Raw genomic sequence first — 19,198 nt, 5'->3', positions numbered from 1 at the left:
CGTGTTTTGCAGGGATAATTTTATTCTGACAGTCCGTATCAAGGCAAAGCCCGGACGCGCAGAAGAGTTGAAAAGTGTTCTGGAGAAGGGGACATGCAAGTGTTCCGGGCAGGAAGGATTGCTCATATACAATCTGCATCAGGACAATGATGATTCTGATTTATTTTTGCTTTACGGTCACTTTTCCTCCGAGGCATCATACAGGATGCATATGGACAGTGCCCCCATACGCGAGACCTATGATGAGATGGTAGGGCTTATTGAAGAAGGTCCTGAGGTTAAATTTTGGACTATGCTTGAAAAAACAGGAGTATAAAATGAAGAGATCAATTAAACCCAACACCCTTGCCATGCCGACCCCGGTCTGGTGTGTGGGCAGTTACGATAAAGATGATAAACCCAACGTTATGACTATTGCCTGGGGCGGCATCTGCTGTTCTGTTCCTCCCATGCTGACTGTTTCCCTGCGTAAGGCGACATACACTTATGGCTCCATCATTGAACGCGGAGCATACACTGTTTCCATCCCTTCAACCGAATACGCGGCTGAAGCTGACTATTTCGGTATTGCCAGCGGTAAAGATACAGACAAATTCGCAGTGTCCGGCCTGACCCCGGTACGTTCTGAGGTTGTGGATGCTCCTTATGTCAGTGAATTTCCGCTCGTATTTGAGTGCAAGGTTGTTGAAACAGTAGAGCTTGGCCTGCATACCCAGTTCGTGGGTGAGATTGTCGGCATTCAGGCTGATGAAACCATCCTTAACGAGAAAGGCATGCCTATGATGGATGCAGTAAATCCCATTGCTTATGCCCATGCCACCCGTGAATATGTCGGGCTTGGCGATGGACTGGGCAAGGGGTTTAAGATCGGCAAAAAGTTTATAAAATAATCGGTGACTTTAAATGGGATATACACATACTTTATTGGGCGGCCATATTGACGGCCGCCCTGACTACCTGCCTCTGGCAGCGAAACCGCGTATTAACAGCAAGCTTTCCCTCGCTGCCATTGAGATAGAAAAAGGCAGCGAGCAGCATGCCCGGATCATTGCAGAGGGCAGGTTCAGTCTGAACATGTTCTCCGGCAGGGTGCTTAATTGTTTGGGGCTTGCGGATACTTTGACTGAAAAGAAGAAGTGCTGCGATTCCCGCTGTACCAGTTTTTACGGCAATCATGATGATATGCCCATGCTTGAGGCTGCTCCGTTGGCCCTTGAATGCACGGTATATGAAGTGGTTGATCTTGATAAATCCTCAGTTGTTATGGCAGAGATTACCGGAAGCTGGTCCAAAGGCGTTTACTTCAGGGGTGAATGCAGTTTGGCCGCAGTTCAAACTCAGGTGGTTGCGCTGTCCGCTATAAGCGGGCAGGATCACGCTATTACAGCAGTTTAAGCGGCACTAATTATATTGCGGGGGTGAGATGAAGAATTTCTCGGTAAATGAAGAGCTTTGCGTTCTTTGCGGCCTGTGCGCTCAGGATTGTTTTTTCGGACTTATCAAGCTGGATGAATATCCTAAAATTTCAGACGATGATAAATGCTTCGAATGTCAGCACTGTCTGTCCATCTGTCCCACCGGTGCCATTTCGATACTCGGTAAGTCTGCTGAAGATTGTACTCCGCTGAAGGGCAACATGCCGGGTGAAGATCAGGTTTCCGCGCTCATCAAAGGCCGTCGCTCTGTTCGTGCTTACAAGCCGGAACCGCTGGAACCGGAAAGAATTCAAAAACTGCTCGACACTGCATGGCACGCTCCCACAGGTGTTAATTCCCGCTGCGTGCACATTACCCTTATGGATGACCCTGATTCGGTGAAGAAGTTCAGCAATGAGGTTTATGCCCGTCTTGATGAAGCCATTGAAAAAGGCGTATCCGAAATTCCGTACGTTGCGAACCTTTTCAAGATGATCAGCAACAATATGAAAGAAAACGGGGTGGATATGCTTTTCCGCGATGCCCCGCATTTCATCATCGTTTCCGCCCCGGAAACAGCCCCCAGCCGGATGGCGGATATGTCCATTTTCCTTTCATATTTCGAGCTTATGGCCCAGTCCATGAAAATAGGTACCCTCTGGAACGGCCTGCTCAAGCGGGTAATTGAATCCATTCTCCCGGACCTGAAAGAAAAACTCGGCATCCCCGCAGATCACGAACTCGGCTACGCCATGCTCTTCGGCAAGCCCGCTGTTAAATACCAGCGCACAGTTGAACGCGGTGAGGCGCGGGTACGGCGGGTAGAGTGGGGAGATTAGATTAAGTTTGTTGTAAATTTAGAAGCCCGGCATTTCTGGATGGAATGCCGGGCTTTTCAGTTACTGGCCTGAGACTCTTTTTTCGAGGCTGGCTAGGCAGAGGGTTATGGCTGTGTCGAACCATTCTTTGTATTTGTCTTTAATTTTTTCGACATCTTCATCTATTGAGAAGAAGAATGGGCTGTAGGTAATTAGTTCGGCATCATAATGGGTATATTCTTCATCAACATACTCAAACATATCACCCAGTGTGCTTCCAACAAGTGTTTTTGGCTTGTCTTTTATTTTTGTAATGCTTCTGGTTTTAGTTGAAAAGTCAATAATTGTTGCAAGCATTGCAAATTTTTGTGAAATTAGCGGAATTGCTATAAAACATATATCATAATTTTTAAATTCTTTAATTGCAACAACAGTTGATAGGGCTCTTTGGGCGTCTGTTGCTAAGTCTTTCCTGTTGATGATTGTTGATTTGATTGAATTAAGTGACTCGTCTGTTATAGTGTCTTCATATGATCTGGCAGTGTATTTATGATTTGTTTGTGCCAAAGCGTTGTCGATTTGTTCTATGTATGGTTTTAAGAGTGCTGTAGTGAACTCAAGTAGTTCTCGTGCGTTTGCTGTTAATCTGTTCGCTCTTCCTGCAATAAACTCCCGTTTTTTCAATTTTTCAGAAAAATTATTTGTAGTTTTTTCTTGAGAAATCTGCGCCGCCCTAGCCAAATCAATAGCCTTATAAACAATCCCGCTCTGCAGCTCAGCAAAAAAATCACTCAGCGGTTTCAGCTCTCCACCATCTGCCTTTTTCAAAGCATCGATGTATTGTTTCCGCTCTTCTCTCTTGACATTTAGCGGGAATAGTCCTGCCTTTATGAGTACGATTGATGCTAGGGCACGGGCAACGCGTCCATTGCCGTCCTGAAATGGGTGAATAAGCACAAAGCGGTGATGCAACCAAGCCGCCAGCATTTCTGGTGGAATGTCGTTGTTGCTGTATTCCTGATACCATTCAACCAAATTGTCCATTTCCTGCGCCACTTGTTCAGGAGGGCAGTAGTGGAAAACTGTTCCGTCCGGTTGTTGCGGGTTGTTAGGCTGATTTTTCCAGGTGCCTTTAAGCTCAAAGGGTCTTTTTTCGCTTTTACCTTCTGTGGTGACTACGGTCAGACTGTGCTGGCTGTTGGTCAGCAGGGCGTGAAGTTCTTTTATGTAGGATGTGGTTAATTTGCGTTCTTCTTTTACAAAAGCAAAGACCCAGTCCAGAGCTTCTTTCTGGTCGTTGAGTATTTCGTAGAGTTCATTTTCATCAAGGTTGCTGGCGTCATGGGCGACAAGGCCGCTTACAAATCCGTGCTCAATTAGTGTTGTCGTCGTGCCTTCATCAATTGTATATATCCCTTCAATTACACCCGTTTCAATACTCCAGCTGCGGGCAAGTTTTTCATGAAAGTCTTTCAGTGTTTCGCTATTTTCAGAAATATCGTTTTTGATGTCCATCCATGATTTGAAAATGGAACTTAGACCTTCGGAACCATTTGATTTATCTTCGTCTGATAATGGAGTGATGTGCTGGTATTGTGTGAGCATGGATTTTGTTTCTGCTAGAGGTTTTAATCTTACTTAGTGATAATTAATTTATCACATTCCAAAATGCAACGTTAAAGATGTTCTATATTTAACGTCCGTATATTGGTTTGAAAGATTTTCAGCTCGCAGTTGACCCACGCAACTGCATACAGACCGTACGTTATCTGGGTGTAGCGGTGCTGACCATTCTGGTCCTGCAATCCGTTTCAGGCCGCGTAACTATTCATAACAATCAGTCCTGATTTTATTGATCAGCCTGATTATCCGGTATCAGTATTATGTCTCTCGTGAAGATGGAATCGTTGATGATTTTATCGTATGTACCGTTTTCACGTATAATCCTCAGACCTTTATTAAATTTAGCAATCAGGGTTTTGTTTTCAGGAAGTTTTTTATTTAAAATCAAGTAGTAACGCCTGCTTTCTATGACCGTGGGAGAGTAGGTGATTTGTCCGCGTTCTTTTTTATTCATGGTTGTCAGCTGGTAATAACGGCAAACAGCTTTGATGAGCGGCACAGCGTCAATTTCATTATGACGAAGTTTTTTCAGTAAAATATCATAGTTGCCGCCACGGTCGATGGTTAGGATTCCCTGTTTTTGGGCTTCTTCAAAAAGCGGGTAGGCAGTGTGGGCTGTTCCGCCGATTCTTTTGCCTTTCAGGTCCTCAATACTTTTCCACTTTAATGCCTTTATGCGGACTGGTTTGCAATAATGGACCTTGTCAAGATTTCTTAAGACCGCTTGATCCATAAAATGAATAACAGGTGGGCTGCACCAATCATTTTAAGGAGGTTTTAATGAAGAAAGTAAAATTGATTCGCGTTGAGCAGGGCACAGAAGCAACTCTCGGTGTTATGCTGGTGGAAGGGAGGTCGGTTTGCTGGAGTCTTGAGGAGCCGTGGCGCAATAACAGGACGGATGTTTCGTGCATCCCGCAAGGACGTTATCCGCTTCGATTGGAATTTTCACCGTCAAGAGGATGCGAACTTTGGACTATAAAGGATGTCCCGCATCGTTCTTATGTGCGCATCCATAAAGGTAATACGGTCGATGACACGCAAGGGTGCCCGCTGACTGGAAGCAGGCCCGGATACCTGAATGGCAAAAGGGCTGTCCTTGGAAGCAGAGATGGTTTCAGGGAATTTATGAATGCCATGTCCGGAAGCAGTCAGGCTGAGATTGACATTATTTCCATATCCGGTTTAAGTGAATCTGAAATTCAATCTCAATAATGTTTTAACATAAAATCGGAGAAGCATATGCTTGACGGAGTAAACAGATTCGGCACCACTTCAGATATGATTATTCAGGAAGTAGAGCTTAATGGGGAAAAGAAGCTGCTCGCAATTGACAGTAAAGGTTTGTACCTTACTGAACAGAGCAGGGTTGATAAAAAACATGCTGATGTGAATCGGTATGGAGTAACTCGGCAGGTTTTCTGGGATTTGCTGGAAGAAAACGGCTTTGAAACATTTGATCTTTTCGAAGAGAATAAACATCTGATCAAGACTGTTACCGCTGGTAAGGCCAAGATGGTTAACCCGCTTAAGGCTTCCAAGCGTGGAATGAAGTAGGATCTGTCTAAAAAGATCATGATAAAACCTCCTGAATCGTTAGCGGTTCAGGAGGTTTTTTTGCCTGTTTGAACTGCCTAAATTTTAATCATACTTGACAGTTTTTCTATTTGGCAATATTGCCAAATATATTGGTTGAGTTTAAATTCAAGTATGGAGAAAATAATGAAAATTCAAGTACTCGGACCCGGCTGCCCTAAGTGCGCCAAGGCTGAAAAGATTGTAAAGGAAGCTGTTGCTGAACTGGGCATTGACGCAGAAGTTGTCAAAGTCAGCGATTTTCAGGAGATCGCTATGATGGGCGTATTTTCCACACCTGCGGTGGCCATTGACGGTGATGTAAAGGTTGTGGGTAAGGTTCCCGCTAAAAATGATGTAATTAAATGGTTGAAGCAATAAATCGATATTCGGGAGTCATTGTGTTCAAGAAAATTTTACTGCTGATTGTATGTCTGTTGCTGGTGGTCAGCCTTGGCGCGTGTGCTGCGGATGCTGAAGAATCGAACAAAAACGCGGCCAGAGCTGCAGAACTTATTTCAGGGAAACCGCACAAACTGCCCATTGAGGGGATGGTTACCATGGTGGATATCGGTGCTCATTCCTGTGTTCCCTGCAAGATGATGACTCCGATAATTGAGGAGTTGTCCAAGGAGTACGACGGGCGGGCGGCCATTGCTTTTATCGATGTCTGGGAGCACCGCGAAGAAGGTTCCAAATACGGCATCCGGTCCATTCCTACCCAGATTTTTTATGATGCGCAGGGTAGGGAACAATATCGGCATGTGGGTTTCATGGACAAGAAGAGCATCGTTGCCAAACTGACTGAACTGGGCGTCAAATAAGCCATGGATCAATTTCTGATAGCTATTAATGAATGGATGGTCAGCGGCACGGCCTTAGCCGCTCTGGGGTGTCTGCTCTGGGGGATGGTCAGTGTGCTTTTTTCGCCATGCCATCTTGCTTCCATACCGCTTATTGTCGGCTATGTAGGCGGGCAGAATGAGCTGGTGGAAGGGCGCAGGGCATCTGTCTATGCCGGCCTGTTTACGCTTGGTCTGTTCATTACCATTGCCGTTATCGGTACAGTCTGCGCAATGCTGGGCAGGCTCATGGGCGATGTGGGGCCGTGGTGGACAATTATAGTCGGTGCGGTGCTCATCTGGGTGGCAATGGATATGCTCGGTCTCACCAGCTGCTCCATGCCCGGTAGCCTTATGGGCAGGCTCAAACTTAAGGGATACGCCGGAGCTTTTGTGCTCGGGCTGGCATACGGAATTCTTTCCGGCTCATGTACATTCGGTTTTATCGCGCCTATTCTGGCGATAATTACCGTGCAGGGTCAGGTTGCAACCGGGATTCTGCTGATCCTTCTTTTCGGCATCGGTCATTGTCTGCCTATTGCCGTTGCCGGAAGCTCCACTGCATTGGTCCGGCGAATGCTGGAAAGCAGCAGCTGGCAGCAGGGCGGAAATATCTTTCGCAAGCTGGCCGGGGTAACAATCGGCTGTCTGGGGTTATATTTTGTAGTCCGGCCATTCATGACGCTGATTTAGATCTGATAATAAAAAAGCAGCGCATCCCGCCAAATGGTGGAATGCGCTGCTTTTGCTTTTGAGATTTACATAGTGCGGTCTTTCAAGCCCAGTATTTCCTGAATTTTAGGCTGCGATAAATTTTCTTTGGTTACCAGATAAACTTCGGTCATTGTCTCTGCGGGAATTTTATGCCCTCTGGCAGCCATTGCCGCCTGTTCAACTGCAAGCCTTCCTATTTCGTACGGGTCCTGTGCGATGCCTGCGGCAATTACTCCATTTTTAATTTCCTGAACCATGTTCGGGTCGGGATTGAATGAAACAAAAGTGTAATCATTCATCTTGCCCATTTTTTTGAGGATATTGATTAATGTTTCGCAGCTGCTTTCGCTCATGCCGATAACAGCAGCGATTCTGGATTTTTTACGCAGGCTTTCTCTGTCGCCCCACATGGCAATACGGATTTTTGCCCGGTTGTGTTTTGCATGTTCATCTAAATAGAAAGATTTGGCGATTTTAATTTTTGATCCGGATTTTTCAAGCTGGTGTTTAAATCCGTCCACCCGCTGAACAACAGGTGAGTTGCCTCTTTCAAACATACCCAGAACAACAGAGCCTTTGCCTTTCAGCTTTTTATCCAGATACTGGGCGGCCAACTCTCCGCCATGAAAATTGTTGGAATGAATATAGCTTGTATTCTCACCGAAGGTAATGCGGGAAACCATCTGAATTACAGGTATTCCGTTGCGTATGGCTTCATCTATCACCGGTTTCATTTTCAAGCCGTGCAGCGGTGAAACAACAATGGCATCAACTTTGTTCTCAATGCACCATTCAACTTTTCTTTGCTGGGCCTTAAGGCTTCCTCCCTTGGGGCTGATCCAGAGAACCTTGACGCTGCCATCGTCAATTGCGGCTTTCCTGACACCTTTTCTAAGTAATTTCCAGAAGTCCAGATCAGGACGTTCCGGGATTACCGCGATACGTAATTTTTTGGATGCAGCACTGTCGGTTGCATCGGCAGCATGCGGAATCCAGAGGATCGATATGAGTAAAAAGAGTATGGTCAGGAATTTTATTCCGTTCGAATTGCGTATTTTCATCTTGGCTCCCTTGGAAGTTGGCGGGTAATTTGTAGGTTGAGTTTAACTCTATGCGGTTGTTCATTCAAGTGGGGCTGTGTGTCTATCTTTCGTTTTTAGTTGCGGCTGCTTTTATCCGACAGGGCGGATGCGAAAAGGTGCCAGCCGCAGACAGCAGTGGTTATACCGATTGCCGCTCCGAACAGGACATCAGAGGGGTAATGCTTGAGTGCAAATACCCGGGAAGCCCCCACAAGCACGGCCAGAGTCAGGGCCGGAACGCGAAGTCTCGGCAATATGAAACCAACTGCGGTCATAGATGAAAATATGCGCAGGGTATGCCCGGACGGGAAGGAATGGTGCAAATAGCCGCCCGACATGGGAAAGAATCCGTAGATCCCTTTTTCAAACAGCAGCGGCGGTCTGGCCCGACCGCAAAGTTCCTTGAAAGTATCACCGATGATCATGGCGCAGGCCACAGTAGCGCAAATATAGATGATGGATTTGGAGCGGTGTGTCAGGCCGTTTTTGATTCCGTCCCAGCTTGCGTAAACCAGTCCTGCCGCCACGAGCACATTGGTCACAAAGTGGTTGCTGAATTTTGAAACATTAACGGCCAGAGTGTGCCAGAAAGTATCCCGCAATTCATAGGCTACCAGCGAAATAGGGCGATCCAGAAAGAAATATCCGATGGATATTAACGCCAGTATAAGTCCTGCGTAGATGATGGGGGAGGGTGTTTTTTTCATGTTTGATTCCTTTAATTAATTATATTTCCATTACTTTGAATTGGAATCAAGCTTTGGGGGCAGGGTATAGAAATAAAGTTAATGTGGGACAGGATACATAGTTAAGGGTATTACCGTATGTTTCGTTTACTGATTATGATCAGTAGAAAATCCTTTAGGGCAACAAAAATCCCGGCCTTTCCAAGAAAGGTCGGGATTTTTTCTCGGGCGAAATGAAACGGTGGAGGCGGGGGACATCGAATTGATGGTGTATGATGTCGGGATGTATTGATTTTTTGTGTTTGAAAAATTGGTGTACTCGTGTGGGTACTCGTGGTGGAGGAAATTCTGAATAAAAATTTGGTTTTTTGTCCTATGTGGTTCGGTATTGGATTTTGGTGATAAAGGGTATATTTATGACGCTGACGTTCTTTCGGTTGGTTGGCTCAAAGTCGATTCGTATGCTTGATTAAATGTAGTGAGATTGTTTTGAAGAAAATATTTGTGATCACTAGCTCAAATGATCGTACAGTGGATTATCTTGTAGGTAAATATAGTGATATTTCTTTTTTTAGGCTAGATGTGGATTTGTTTTATGAATTTGAAATATCAATTCTAATTGATAGTATATCAATCAAATCTAAAAATGATCATTATGATTTCAAGCATTCAGATTCGATATATTATCGAAAACCTAGTCTTCCTGACCTAAGTCCTTTTTTAAGTAATGAATATCATGAATTTGCCTACAGAGAAATTTTTTCTGTAATTGATGGAATTATAGAATCACATACTGGAAAGTGTATAACAAAGCCAAGCATACTTAGAAGAGCGAATAATAAAATATATCAGATTGAAATTGCCCGTAAATGTGGATTGAGTTTGCCTTATATGGCAATAACTAATTCTATTTCTACTGTACAAAATGTATGTGCTACAAAATCGATAGTGAAACCTATCGCCTATGGTGAAGTTATACATTCTGATGAAAAGGAGTTTGTGCAAACTAATTTGTTTGACCATTCTATTCCTTTAGATCAACTCAAGTGCTGTCCTGCTTATTTTCAACATTTTGTTGCTAAGGATTTTGATGTACGAATTGTTTTTGTGGGCAGAAAGGCTTATTCATTTGCAATACATTCAACTAATCATATCGATTGGAGAAAGCCGGAAGCTAAGAATAAGTATTCTGTAGTAGAGCTACCTAATGATATTTATTCGAAGTGTTGTCAGATGCTGGATGAGGTAGATATGCAATTTGGCTGTTTTGATTTTGTTGTTAAAGATGATGAGTACTATTTTTTAGAGCTAAATGCGAATGGGCAGTGGGGATGGTTAGAGTTTGAAACAGGGATATGTATTTCAGATGAGCTGATAAAGGAATTAATGAAGTGAGCCTAGTCCAAAAAATTATTTTGATTTTGCTACGTGCAGTCCCATTCATTTCCTTCACTTGTGACAGTTGTTATGATGATTATAGGTTGGGAGCAAAGTTAAGAATCTCTTTATTAAGATTTTCCTTTGGCACTAAAATATATTACTTTTTTTCTTTTTATGAAAAAAAGTTTTCGCTTTTTAAGGGCCTAGCATTGGATGATATTAGCCCTTGGCCTAATTTGTCTAAATTTGATCAGGCCATTTCTGATTATCGGGAACATTCTAAAGGATTGGGTGATGAAGGGGTTGAAGTGGAGCTTGATTACATCAAAGATTCCATTGGTCTAGCTACAGATACCAAGAATCATTTCCATACAAAGGTATCTATATATCTCGTTATTCTTTCAATTTTTATCCCTCTGTTTATTAGTTTGTTGCCTAGTGCTTTTGGACGTAATTTCGATTCTGTTTGGGGTTTCATTTTTGCTGCACTATCAATGTATGGAGTATATTTTTTAGTAGGCATAATAAATATTCTAATTAAATACATGGCTTCCAAAAGCTATGAAAAGCCAACTTTCAAAGAACTGAAAACAAATCCTTCTAAGCAAAAGCTCTTAGAAATGTATTACGCACACAAAGTAATGAATGAAGCTCAGAATTATTGTATTTCAAATTATGTTTTAAATTTAGAGCAAAAAATATTTTGGTTTTTTATAACTGCGGCAGTCTCATATTTAGTTAAAAAAATATTTATAGCTGATTTTAACAACACATTTAATGTTATTTTAAATTTTTAGGAGATATATTATGAAGCCTTATATTATGAACTATTCACAGACAATAAAGTTGGCTCCTTCAAACCAAGCTAACTCAAATTATGAAACTACAGTAACAAAAACGATTGAAGGAACTGATCCAGATTTATACTTGAGTGATTCAACAGTTGAGACTCGGACAATTGAGCCTGGAGATCCTGATTTAATGTTTGCTGAAGGAACTATGCAGACCTTTACGGTTGAACCAGTAGATCCTGATATGTTTTTGTTAAGTCAGTATACTGAAATGCAAGGTCAAGATACAACTTGGATTACTGAGTCTCTTGAACCAAGTGATGAGGATTATTACACGAACTAGTGATATTTTGTTCATTGCCTTTGCGGTAAATAAAACTTACAATCACCGCAAAACCTGCGGCGAATAACACCCACATTCCCCGCAAACAAGGGCAAAAGCAATGTGGATACACGAACATCAAGACTGGCCGAACTTCTCATGGAACGCTGAAAAGCTCATTTCCAAACTGGCAGACGTGCGCCATCGGCAGGGCGTGCTGCTGGGTAAGATTGGTAATCTGGGCTTTGATCTGAGAAATGAGGCGGGCCTGAAGACTCTTACCAATGACATCGTTCATTCATCAGCCATAGAAGGGGAACTCCTCAATCCAGAAGAGGTACGGTCCTCTATTGCCCAGCGACTGGGAATCGACATTGCCGGACTGAAACCCGCAGGGCGGGATGTGGACGGCATAGTTGAAATGATGCTCGATGCCACGCAGCGATATGCGGAACCGTTGACCAAGGATCGGCTTTGTGACTGGCACGCGGCTCTTTTCCCAATGGGGCGCAGCGGCATCAAGCGGATTACCGTTGCAGACTGGCGGCCTGCGGAAGTTGGAGCCATGCAGGTTATTTCCGGGCCAATGGGACGCGAGAAAGTCCATTTTGAAGCACCGGATGCTGATCGCCTTGAAGATGAGATGGCAAAATTTCTGGAATGGTTCGAGAGCGAAGATGATACTGATCCGGTTCTGCGTGCCGGAATAGCCCACCTGTGGTTTGTTACCATTCACCCCTTTGAAGACGGTAACGGACGTATTGCGCGTACAATCGCGGATATGGCCTTGGCTCGTGCTGATGGCGCGGCAGAGCGGTACTACAGCATGTCCACGCAGATTGAGCTGAAGCGCAAGGATTACTATTCCCATCTGGAACGGCAGCAGCGCGGCACGCCGGAAATCACCAAATGGCTGGAGTGGTTTCTGGATTGCCTGAAAGAAGCCCTGATCAATGCCGAATCCACACTGAGCCATGTGCTCCATAAAGCCAGCCTCTGGGAACGGATCTCCCAGCAATCACCGATTAATGACCGTCAGCGGTCCGTGCTTGAGCGTATGCTCGACGAAAACTTCAAGGGATACATGAACTCTTCAAAGTATGCCAAGTTGGCCAAGTGTTCCACAGATACCGCTCTGCGTGACATTAAGGATTTGAAAGAGCGCGGAATACTGGTCCAGAACCCCGGAGGTGGGCGGAGTACTAGTTATCGGCTGAGCTAGTGTTTATGAAAAAATAGTATAACGCATTTTACTTCAAGCCATAATATTTTAAAGCGGCTTCTGTTATGAGGCTGTTTGCTGCGGTAAATCCAATTTTCCATGCACCTTTTGCCGCTTTGTCTAAGTTGGAAGTTAACCATTGTTTGGTTCTGGTACCAAGAGGTTCTTCTGTACTTTCTGGAGTATCATTCTGCATAATACCCGCTAATTCTGTAGCGTCTTTAGTATTGATTCCAGCATGTCTGAAATGATCAATTAAGGCTTGTATATCTCCCTCAGGAAGGTTGTTTGTTAGTGATGAATTTGTTCCTGAGACGGCATTTGTTACATCCCCATATATTATTTGTTGTGATATATGTGTAACTTTATTTGAGTCAACGTCCTTATTGCTTCGCGCTCCAAATGTTATGTTCACTGATTCCGGTACTGATTTTTCTAGTTCGATTGTTAATTCTAGTATTTTGTTTTTAACAGCTTGCTGTATGTTTGAAAGGGCAGAGCATGAAATCGAAGCGATGATCTCATTGCATGCATACCCTTCATATATTTTATTTTGCATTAGCAAAATTAAGTCTGAAGCATCTATACGCAATGAACCACCACCCTCTTTGCTTTGTTTAGCTAAATCGTCAATTGTGGCTATGCTTTCCCTAATGCTGTACTTTACCCAGCTTTCACCTGCGTATTTTTCGATTATATATGGGGCAATCTGAGCATTTTGAATACCAGAACCAAACGGTCCAGAAAATGTTCCTCGGTACGTTAGGTCAGTCGTTCTATATGGGGGGACTTCTACGTTTTTAGGATAACCTTCCGATTCATAATTAATCCAGTCTGCTAAGTCGTTACTCCCAAGTCGCGAAGCTAAAAATCTAAGTTTTAAAAGAATAGGACCTAGGTTTGCGTCATTCTGGACTATGGATTCCTGAATTTCATAAAGAAGTGTCATAATTTTATAGTATACCTTAGTTAGATGTCAGTGAGTATTTGGAGAAAATAAATTATGGTGTGGGCTACGAATGTTTTTTCTTCCAACTACTCAAATATTGATTGTAGCTTCGGTAAAGCAGGTAATTCATTTTATACATGTGATATACGGCTGTAGCTCCATTCAATAGTAGTTCATTTTTGTCTACATCCATAGGCCACATTACTTCTATTCCTCCTAAGTCTCCTGAGCCTTCGCCATATATTTCAAGTAAAAGATAATTTTTTACGATATTAAAAATATTGCTTTTTGAAGATGTATATTTTTTTGAAATTTTACCGCCTTCTCCACCTAGGCCCGCGTTTTCAATAAATGAACAATTTCCGCATTTGTCCAATTCAATCAAATGGGCCCAGAATTCGTCACTCATATACTGAAGACGATATGGGTGTACAAAACTGATATCAAGGTACAGTTTTCCGTCATACAGACCAAAAGTGAAGTCTTCTTCAAATTTCTTTGATCTAGCGGTGCCATAGTAGTATCTAGTATTCTCTGGGTTGCTTAAGTAAAACTCCCATTCATCTTTCACTTTTATGCTACTGACCCAAAGCTGGAGTATGGTTGCAAAGACTTGATCGATACTTCGCGTTGAGTCAGATTTTTCAAGGCCGTCAGCTGCGTTGTTATAAGCTGTTTGAAGAAGTTCGCCCCATTCCTGTTTCCAAATATCCATCACTGCCTACCTATTTGAATTTGATGAAAGATTTTCGCATGTCTGAACCTATAATCAATTTGGATGAAAATATATACCTGTTGCCCAAATAAAAAGGACTCACGTTTGGTTGACGCAAGTCCTTGAAATTTAGTTAAGCATATGCATTGTTTGGTAGATGTTTTGTTGCGTATCTACCTAGTTCGCTTTTAGTTCTGCCATCAATTATTTCAATATCTCAGTAACAAGCTTATGAAGAAATATAATTTGTTCATCGCTTGTTTTCCCGATCATCCACGCCAAATCTTCTTCGAGTTCTTTGCGCGTCGGTTTGATTGTGTCGAAGTCCAGAATGTCTTTGGCAGATACTTTCAGAGCAAGGGCAATCTTATTTAAAGCATTCACAGTAAGCTTGCTCGAACCTCTTTCTATTTCGCTGATATATTTATCATTTATATCAGCTTCACTGCCTAATTGGGCTTGAGTCAGCCCTTTTTTCTTACGTAGCTCTCGTATCCTTTTGCCAACTAATATCGAAATTTCAGCCATATATGACTCCTTGAATCATATAATGGCCGTGTCGTTGACTTATTAAAACATGCTAATTTTGGAAAAATAAAGCCATAAATTCTTGCTAATTCTTGAAAATGAGTTAGGAAAATCATGTTTTTAACTCATTAACTGCCTCCGTTGGGTTGATTTCATTATGTTAGTGCGAACAAAGATTCTATCTCTGGTCATGGCGGTTTTCATACTGCTTTTGACTGGCTGCGGCACAGTTGAAAATTCAAATGCAGATGTCCTATCGGTACATGAAAAGATAGCTAAATCGTTTGCTTCAGCAGCTAACAATACGGCGAATATTAAAATAAATTCGATAAGCCGAGGTCTAGGTAGAACCTATGGAGGATCGAGTGATGTTTTAAGGCGTAGGATTGGCTGCGATTTTATGAGAAACTATGCTGCACACCACATTATTCCCCTTCAGCTAAGAAACCATAGGGCACTAAGAAAAATTGGGATGGATATGGATGAAGAAGCAAACGGTATTGCTCTGCCAACTAAACCGGGGGTTGATCCAATTTTGCCTCTTCATCGAGGCGGGCATCCATTATACACTGCCGCTGTAAAGAATGAGCTTGATAAAATTCCTCCAAATGCTTCTGCGGCTAAAACAAGAGAACTAGTATCGAAGATTCAGTCCAATTTCCGTGAACGGCTTGAAGAAGGGGAGCCATTGCATGAAAAATATGGAGCAAAAGACCCATGGTACTAATTTATAGCGAAGTCCTTGAAAAAATAGACAAGACCCATTGGTTTAAAAATTTAGGTCAGCAGAACGACTTTTATACAAGTGCCGTTTCTTTGGAACAAGCTGTGGGCTTATGGAGGTCGGCTGAATTTGAAGAGGCTCATTCCGTTGCATGGGAGGCATTCAAGAGTAATATCCCTCGTGACAGAAAAGGGGAGTGGGCTAGATGTTTCTCAGAATGTAAAGACTCTTTGCTGAAGAGCCTTGGCAAGGCTCCTGGGGTGCATGAACTGCTATCTCAATGTCAGCAGGATATTGATGATTTTATTCTGCTACTGCCTCATATCGGAGCGATCGGCGAATCTCTGACAGAGAATGCAGATTTTAATTTTTTTACAAATCAACTCGAAGTTTATGACGCTGGGCATTGGGTTTGCGGTTGGTTAGGTGATCTGTATGAAGATGAATTTGTCTATCCGAAGTCCAATTTTATCGTGTTTTGATATTTTTTAAACCAATACTTTAGGTTTTTGTTTGGCGAGCAATTCTTAACACTGACTCATCCCTTTTTGCTGTATTTTAGTTTATTATGCTTTATTATCGTTTGTGATAGTTTACTATACGATATTATTGTGTATTTTTTTAATTTCTTGCCCAAATAAAGCAAAATCAATTATATACCACTGGCGTCCGAAGGCAGGACAGGTAAGGTAGGCCCACTTTTTCAAAGCGGCGTACCTTACGTCCTGCTCAACCTTGGGGTTGAGGGCACTTATTCGTCTTCGCTCAACGCAATTTGCAAAGACAAACAGCAGGAAGTGGAATGCGTGCCCAGTAAAAAACAAATCATTAAAGTCTACGTTTCCATAGAGGAATATGAGCAAATCTATGCAAGCGCAGAACAGTGCAGTTTGTCGCTGTCTGCTTTTGCCAAGGCCGTATGTCTGGGGCACGAAATTAAGAGCAGCACTGATCAGCAAGTCCGCCGGGAGCTTTTGAAACTTAATGGAGATCAGGGCCGTCTGGGTGGGCTATTGAAGATGCTGATTCTCGATGATGACGATAACCGAAATGCAGCCGAGAAACTGCTCAAAGAAATCGGTCAGATTCAAAAAGAGATAGTTCAGAAGGTGAGATCTATATGATTAGCCGCAGGGTTGCCTGTAAGCCGCAAAATGACAATTACCGGAGGCTGGCCCAATATATTGCTGATGCCAAGCACAAGGGCGAAAAGAGCCTTATGTCATGGTGTGCTGGTTGCTGGGCCGGTGATGATTACGAGTTGGCGATTCAGGAAGTGCTCGATACTCAGGATCTGAATAAACGAACCCGTAAGGAAAAGACCTATCACTTGATCGTGTCCTTCAGGCCGGAAGATGAGTCCGTCCTTACGCCTGAAAAATTTAAAGAGATTGAGCAGGAGTTTTCCAAGGTTTTAGGTCTTGAGGAACACCAGCGGCATTGTGGAGTGCATGAGAATACCAACAACCTGCATATGCACATCGCATACAACATGATTCACCCGGAGAAGCTGACCCGACATGACCCTTACCGGGATTTTCATAAGCGAGACCGGCTGCACCGTTATCTGGAACAAAAGTTTGGTCTGAAATCCGATAACGGCAGGCAAAAAGAATTGCAGCCCAAACGAAATAATGACCGTGCGGCTACTTATGAAGCCCATTCCGGCCAGCAGTCCTTTGATTCATATGTAAAGGAGCGCAAGGATTTTATTTTGGAGTCCTTGCGCTCTGCGCATGGGTGGCAGGAGTTTCATAAGTCATTGGCACAGATCGGTGTCGAGGTCCGGCTGCGCGGGAACGGCTGTATCATCAAAGACAGACATTCCAAAACGGCCATCAAGGCCAGCCGACTTGATCGTGATTTTAGTAAGCCCAAGCTTGAAGCCCTACTCGGCCACTATCAAAAGCCTGTAGGGTTCATGGTGAATGAAAAAGATAGGTACGTAGCCCGTCCTCAGCATAAACAGCGGGGTGAGCTTTATGCTGAGTACAAGACCGCTGTAGCCAAGAGGAAAAAGGTTTATGAGGCTTTGCGCGAAGAAGAGGATGGCCGCTGGAAGCAGATTAATTCTGATTGGGATGCCAAGGTCAAGGCCATAAGAAAAGACAACAAGCTGAGGCCCAAAGACCGAAGCCGGTTGATTGCTATGGCTACCAGTAGGAAAACGGCGGCTATGGAAGTTTTAAAAAGAGACATGGCTGAAAAACGTGCGGAGTTGCGCCAGCAAACACCTTTCAATCGTTGGAATGATTTTTTGAAATGGAAGGCTGAAAATGGTGATGAAACAGCTTTGCAGATTTTACGGTCAAAGAAGGAGCCGATTCATAGCACCCCCTCACCTGAATTTGCTGGCACGGCATCAAACGTTTCAGACCTGAAGATCAAGCAGAGCCAATTCAAATCAGATTCAAGCCTCGCTTGGAAAGACAAACGCAGGCTGCTGTCCATTTCCAAAATGCTCCAGTTGCAGGCAGAAGAGGCCAAGCGCGTAAACGATCCTAATCAACGTAGTCTGGATCAAATGACTTGGCGTGTGGATTCGTCTGGAAATATCCTCTACACGCTCAAGAGTGGAGCCATGGTTAAGGACAATGGCGATAAGATTTTCTTCAGCGTGAATGATTCAGGAGCAAGGCAGGTGGCGCAGGATTTTGCACGGGTAATGTTTGGGAGGAAGGCTGTTGTTTCAAGTAATATGATCGAGCGGGGGAGGGGATTGTCCCCCAGTCTGGGAAGTTTAATATAATTTCCCGTTGACAGATTCATCTGAGATGATTGGACGAGTGGCCTTCACTGTACATAAGAATAAGTAAATTTAGATAGAACCATTCAAAGATCTTAAAATATTTTTCGCCTGAAAATAACCACCGAAGCAATGGTCAGCCCGGCGAAAATCAAACCTTTGACGAGGGTTCCACTTTTGGAGGGGGCGTGAGCAGCTTGCTCCTGTTTAGACTTGGGAGCGTTCTCCACAAGATCAATTTCCGGGTTCGCAGCCTCAATTTCTGGCAGTGCAGACTCTTCTTTTTTGGGGAGCAGAGTTAATTTTGCTCGATTAGCCACGGTCCAACTCCTTTTTCAGCCATTTCCAGAAAGTTCGCACTTCGCCTGCCGCTTTTCCCTTTGCTTCGAATTCCGTCACCGTCCTGCCGTCGATAAGTGCATGACTGAACGCGGCCCTCTGGGATATGGCTGTGGGGGCTACATTCATACCATATGTTTCTAAGGCTTCACGTGCTTCCTGCACAATGGCGGTCTCACCGTAGCGGGTCGGGGGAGGACAGCAGTTGAGGACAATGGCACCGGGTTTGCCTACCTTGTTGGCAATGGATACGGAGTCGCCGATTGCTGCCAGATCGAGAATTGCCGGACGGCTTGGAATGACAATGAAGTCAGCCATGGAAGCGGCAATGGTTGCGTTCTCGGTCGAGTGCGGCGGGGTATCAATGATGAGGAATTCCGTTCCGGCTCCGGTGAGGGCTTCGATGTCTTTTTTCAGGCTTTGCGCAGTATATTTATGAACTTCAGGCAGAATTTTTGAACGGCGTTCACTCCAGACAGAAGAGCTGCCTTGAGGGTCGGTGTCTGCGATGACAACTTTACGGTTCCCCCCGGCTGCCACGGCAGCAAGGTGGATGGAAAGGGTTGTTTTCCCTGTTCCGCCTTTTTGCGCCAGCATAGTTATGATCTTCATTGCATCCCCCTGATAAAACGTATACTTGGGTCATTTTTCATGGAGATACCTTTTTCCCCTTCGGATCGCAAGTCTTCACGGAATAGAACCGTTCTTTTAAGTAATGCTAAACTGA

27 protein-coding genes are annotated in these 19,198 nt (G+C 43.7%); 18 read left to right on the top strand and 9 right to left on the bottom strand.

The window, feature by feature from the left end; all coding sequences use genetic code 11:
• Window position 1: 1 nt before the first annotated feature.
• From FMR86_RS18375 to FMR86_RS18360, 4 genes are read left to right on the top strand one after another with little or no spacing between them, the layout of a single operon-like run.
• Window positions 2–316: an antibiotic biosynthesis monooxygenase gene (locus tag FMR86_RS18375; RefSeq protein ID WP_163352864.1), complete on the top strand. Its 315-nt coding sequence runs from the start codon at window positions 2–4 to the stop codon at window positions 314–316.
• Between the two features lies 1 nt (window position 317).
• Window positions 318–890: a flavin reductase family protein gene (locus tag FMR86_RS18370; RefSeq protein WP_163352863.1), complete on the top strand. Its 573-nt coding sequence runs from the start codon at window positions 318–320 to the stop codon at window positions 888–890.
• A 13-nt stretch (window positions 891–903) separates the two neighbouring features.
• Window positions 904–1,395, top strand: a complete 492-nt coding sequence (locus FMR86_RS18365; RefSeq protein ID WP_163352862.1) for a flavin reductase — start codon at window positions 904–906, stop codon at window positions 1,393–1,395.
• Between the two features lie 28 nt (window positions 1,396–1,423).
• Window positions 1,424–2,254: a nitroreductase family protein gene (locus FMR86_RS18360; protein ID WP_163352861.1), complete on the top strand. Its 831-nt coding sequence runs from the start codon at window positions 1,424–1,426 to the stop codon at window positions 2,252–2,254.
• 60 nt (window positions 2,255–2,314) lie between these two features.
• Here the strand turns inward: FMR86_RS18360 and FMR86_RS18355 are convergent, their stop codons facing one another.
• Complete coding sequence (locus FMR86_RS18355) at window positions 2,315–3,838, bottom strand: Fic family protein (protein ID WP_163352860.1); 1,524 nt, start codon at window positions 3,836–3,838, stop codon at window positions 2,315–2,317.
• A 107-nt stretch (window positions 3,839–3,945) separates the two neighbouring features.
• Here FMR86_RS18355 and FMR86_RS20710 point away from each other — a divergent pair, with 107 nt between their 5' ends.
• Window positions 3,946–4,080: a hypothetical protein gene (locus FMR86_RS20710; protein WP_275406946.1), complete on the top strand. Its 135-nt coding sequence runs from the start codon at window positions 3,946–3,948 to the stop codon at window positions 4,078–4,080.
• Window positions 4,081–4,082: 2 nt separating this feature from the next.
• Here the strand turns inward: FMR86_RS20710 and FMR86_RS18350 are convergent, their stop codons facing one another.
• The gene (locus tag FMR86_RS18350; RefSeq protein WP_163352858.1) at window positions 4,083–4,589 is read right to left on the bottom strand and encodes an ABC transporter substrate-binding protein; all 507 of its coding nucleotides are present in this window, start codon (window positions 4,587–4,589) and stop codon (window positions 4,083–4,085) included.
• 47 nt (window positions 4,590–4,636) lie between these two features.
• Here FMR86_RS18350 and FMR86_RS18345 point away from each other — a divergent pair, with 47 nt between their 5' ends.
• From FMR86_RS18345 to FMR86_RS18325, 5 genes are all read left to right on the top strand, one after another.
• Window positions 4,637–5,071 carry a DUF5675 family protein gene (locus FMR86_RS18345; protein ID WP_163352857.1) on the top strand — a complete coding sequence of 145 codons (435 nt, stop codon included), beginning with the start codon at window positions 4,637–4,639 and terminating at the stop codon, window positions 5,069–5,071.
• Window positions 5,072–5,098: 27 nt separating this feature from the next.
• Entirely contained in the window at window positions 5,099–5,413 is a 315-nt protein-coding gene (locus FMR86_RS18340; RefSeq protein WP_163352856.1) for a hypothetical protein, read from the top strand.
• 165 nt (window positions 5,414–5,578) lie between these two features.
• On the top strand, window positions 5,579–5,812 hold the full coding sequence (locus tag FMR86_RS18335) for a thioredoxin family protein (protein WP_163352855.1): 234 nt from the start codon (window positions 5,579–5,581) through the stop codon (window positions 5,810–5,812).
• 17 nt (window positions 5,813–5,829) lie between these two features.
• The gene (locus FMR86_RS18330; protein WP_373682503.1) at window positions 5,830–6,255 is read left to right on the top strand and encodes a thioredoxin family protein; all 426 of its coding nucleotides are present in this window, start codon (window positions 5,830–5,832) and stop codon (window positions 6,253–6,255) included.
• Between the two features lie 3 nt (window positions 6,256–6,258).
• Complete coding sequence (locus tag FMR86_RS18325) at window positions 6,259–6,966, top strand: cytochrome c biogenesis protein CcdA (protein WP_163352853.1); 708 nt, start codon at window positions 6,259–6,261, stop codon at window positions 6,964–6,966.
• A gap of 65 nt (window positions 6,967–7,031) precedes the next feature.
• Here the strand turns inward: FMR86_RS18325 and FMR86_RS18320 are convergent, their stop codons facing one another.
• Entirely contained in the window at window positions 7,032–8,048 is a 1,017-nt protein-coding gene (locus FMR86_RS18320) for a substrate-binding domain-containing protein (RefSeq protein WP_163352852.1), read from the bottom strand.
• 95 nt (window positions 8,049–8,143) lie between these two features.
• The gene (locus tag FMR86_RS18315; RefSeq protein WP_163352851.1) at window positions 8,144–8,776 is read right to left on the bottom strand and encodes a phosphatase PAP2 family protein; all 633 of its coding nucleotides are present in this window, start codon (window positions 8,774–8,776) and stop codon (window positions 8,144–8,146) included.
• Window positions 8,777–9,244: 468 nt separating this feature from the next.
• Here FMR86_RS18315 and FMR86_RS18310 point away from each other — a divergent pair, with 468 nt between their 5' ends.
• From FMR86_RS18310 to FMR86_RS18295, 4 genes are all read left to right on the top strand, one after another.
• Window positions 9,245–10,150, top strand: a complete 906-nt coding sequence (locus tag FMR86_RS18310; RefSeq protein WP_163352850.1) for a hypothetical protein — start codon at window positions 9,245–9,247, stop codon at window positions 10,148–10,150.
• Window positions 10,147–10,932 (top strand): hypothetical protein, encoded by a 786-nt coding sequence (locus FMR86_RS18305; RefSeq protein WP_163352849.1) that lies wholly within the window; start codon window positions 10,147–10,149, stop codon window positions 10,930–10,932. Before FMR86_RS18310 ends, FMR86_RS18305 begins: the two co-directional genes overlap by 4 nt.
• 10 nt (window positions 10,933–10,942) lie before the next feature.
• The gene (locus FMR86_RS18300; RefSeq protein ID WP_163352848.1) at window positions 10,943–11,269 is read left to right on the top strand and encodes a hypothetical protein; all 327 of its coding nucleotides are present in this window, start codon (window positions 10,943–10,945) and stop codon (window positions 11,267–11,269) included.
• Between the two features lie 100 nt (window positions 11,270–11,369).
• Window positions 11,370–12,470, top strand: a complete 1,101-nt coding sequence (locus FMR86_RS18295; protein WP_163352847.1) for a Fic family protein — start codon at window positions 11,370–11,372, stop codon at window positions 12,468–12,470.
• A gap of 28 nt (window positions 12,471–12,498) precedes the next feature.
• Here the strand turns inward: FMR86_RS18295 and FMR86_RS18290 are convergent, their stop codons facing one another.
• From FMR86_RS18290 to FMR86_RS18280, 3 genes are all read right to left on the bottom strand, one after another.
• A complete protein-coding gene (locus FMR86_RS18290) occupies window positions 12,499–13,419 on the bottom strand; it encodes a hypothetical protein (protein ID WP_163352846.1) in 921 nt (306 codons plus the stop codon).
• Between the two features lie 64 nt (window positions 13,420–13,483).
• On the bottom strand, window positions 13,484–14,134 hold the full coding sequence (locus FMR86_RS18285; protein ID WP_163352845.1) for a hypothetical protein: 651 nt from the start codon (window positions 14,132–14,134) through the stop codon (window positions 13,484–13,486).
• A 204-nt stretch (window positions 14,135–14,338) separates the two neighbouring features.
• Window positions 14,339–14,662 carry a helix-turn-helix domain-containing protein gene (locus tag FMR86_RS18280; RefSeq protein WP_163352844.1) on the bottom strand — a complete coding sequence of 108 codons (324 nt, stop codon included), beginning with the start codon at window positions 14,660–14,662 and terminating at the stop codon, window positions 14,339–14,341.
• 190 nt (window positions 14,663–14,852) lie between these two features.
• Between FMR86_RS18280 and FMR86_RS18275 the strand changes: the two genes are divergently transcribed.
• From FMR86_RS18275 to traI, 4 genes are all read left to right on the top strand, one after another.
• Window positions 14,853–15,389, top strand: a complete 537-nt coding sequence (locus FMR86_RS18275) for an AHH domain-containing protein (RefSeq protein ID WP_163352843.1) — start codon at window positions 14,853–14,855, stop codon at window positions 15,387–15,389.
• Window positions 15,380–15,868, top strand: coding sequence for a hypothetical protein (locus FMR86_RS18270; protein ID WP_163352842.1), 489 nt, complete (start codon window positions 15,380–15,382; stop codon window positions 15,866–15,868). The genes FMR86_RS18275 and FMR86_RS18270 overlap by 10 nt, the downstream gene beginning before the upstream one ends.
• A 324-nt stretch (window positions 15,869–16,192) precedes the next feature.
• Complete coding sequence (locus FMR86_RS18265) at window positions 16,193–16,510, top strand: conjugal transfer protein TraJ (protein WP_163352841.1); 318 nt, start codon at window positions 16,193–16,195, stop codon at window positions 16,508–16,510.
• On the top strand, window positions 16,507–18,135 hold the full coding sequence (traI, locus tag FMR86_RS20635; RefSeq protein WP_239057290.1) for a TraI/MobA(P) family conjugative relaxase: 1,629 nt from the start codon (window positions 16,507–16,509) through the stop codon (window positions 18,133–18,135). The genes FMR86_RS18265 and traI overlap by 4 nt, the downstream gene beginning before the upstream one ends.
• A gap of 92 nt (window positions 18,136–18,227) precedes the next feature.
• On the opposite strand, the gene FMR86_RS18250 is transcribed toward traI, so the two are convergent.
• Entirely contained in the window at window positions 18,228–18,452 is a 225-nt protein-coding gene (locus FMR86_RS18250) for a hypothetical protein (protein ID WP_163352840.1), read from the bottom strand.
• Window positions 18,445–19,083 (bottom strand): ParA family protein, encoded by a 639-nt coding sequence (locus tag FMR86_RS18245; RefSeq protein ID WP_163352839.1) that lies wholly within the window; start codon window positions 19,081–19,083, stop codon window positions 18,445–18,447. Before FMR86_RS18245 ends, FMR86_RS18250 begins: the two co-directional genes overlap by 8 nt.
• Window positions 19,084–19,198 lie beyond the last annotated feature (115 nt).

The organism is Desulfovibrio sp. JC010, assembly GCF_010470675.1.
Lineage (GTDB): Bacteria > Desulfobacterota > Desulfovibrionia > Desulfovibrionales > Desulfovibrionaceae > Maridesulfovibrio.
Note: the sequence above shows the minus strand (reverse complement) of the source record. Positions and strands in the feature narration are given on the sequence as shown.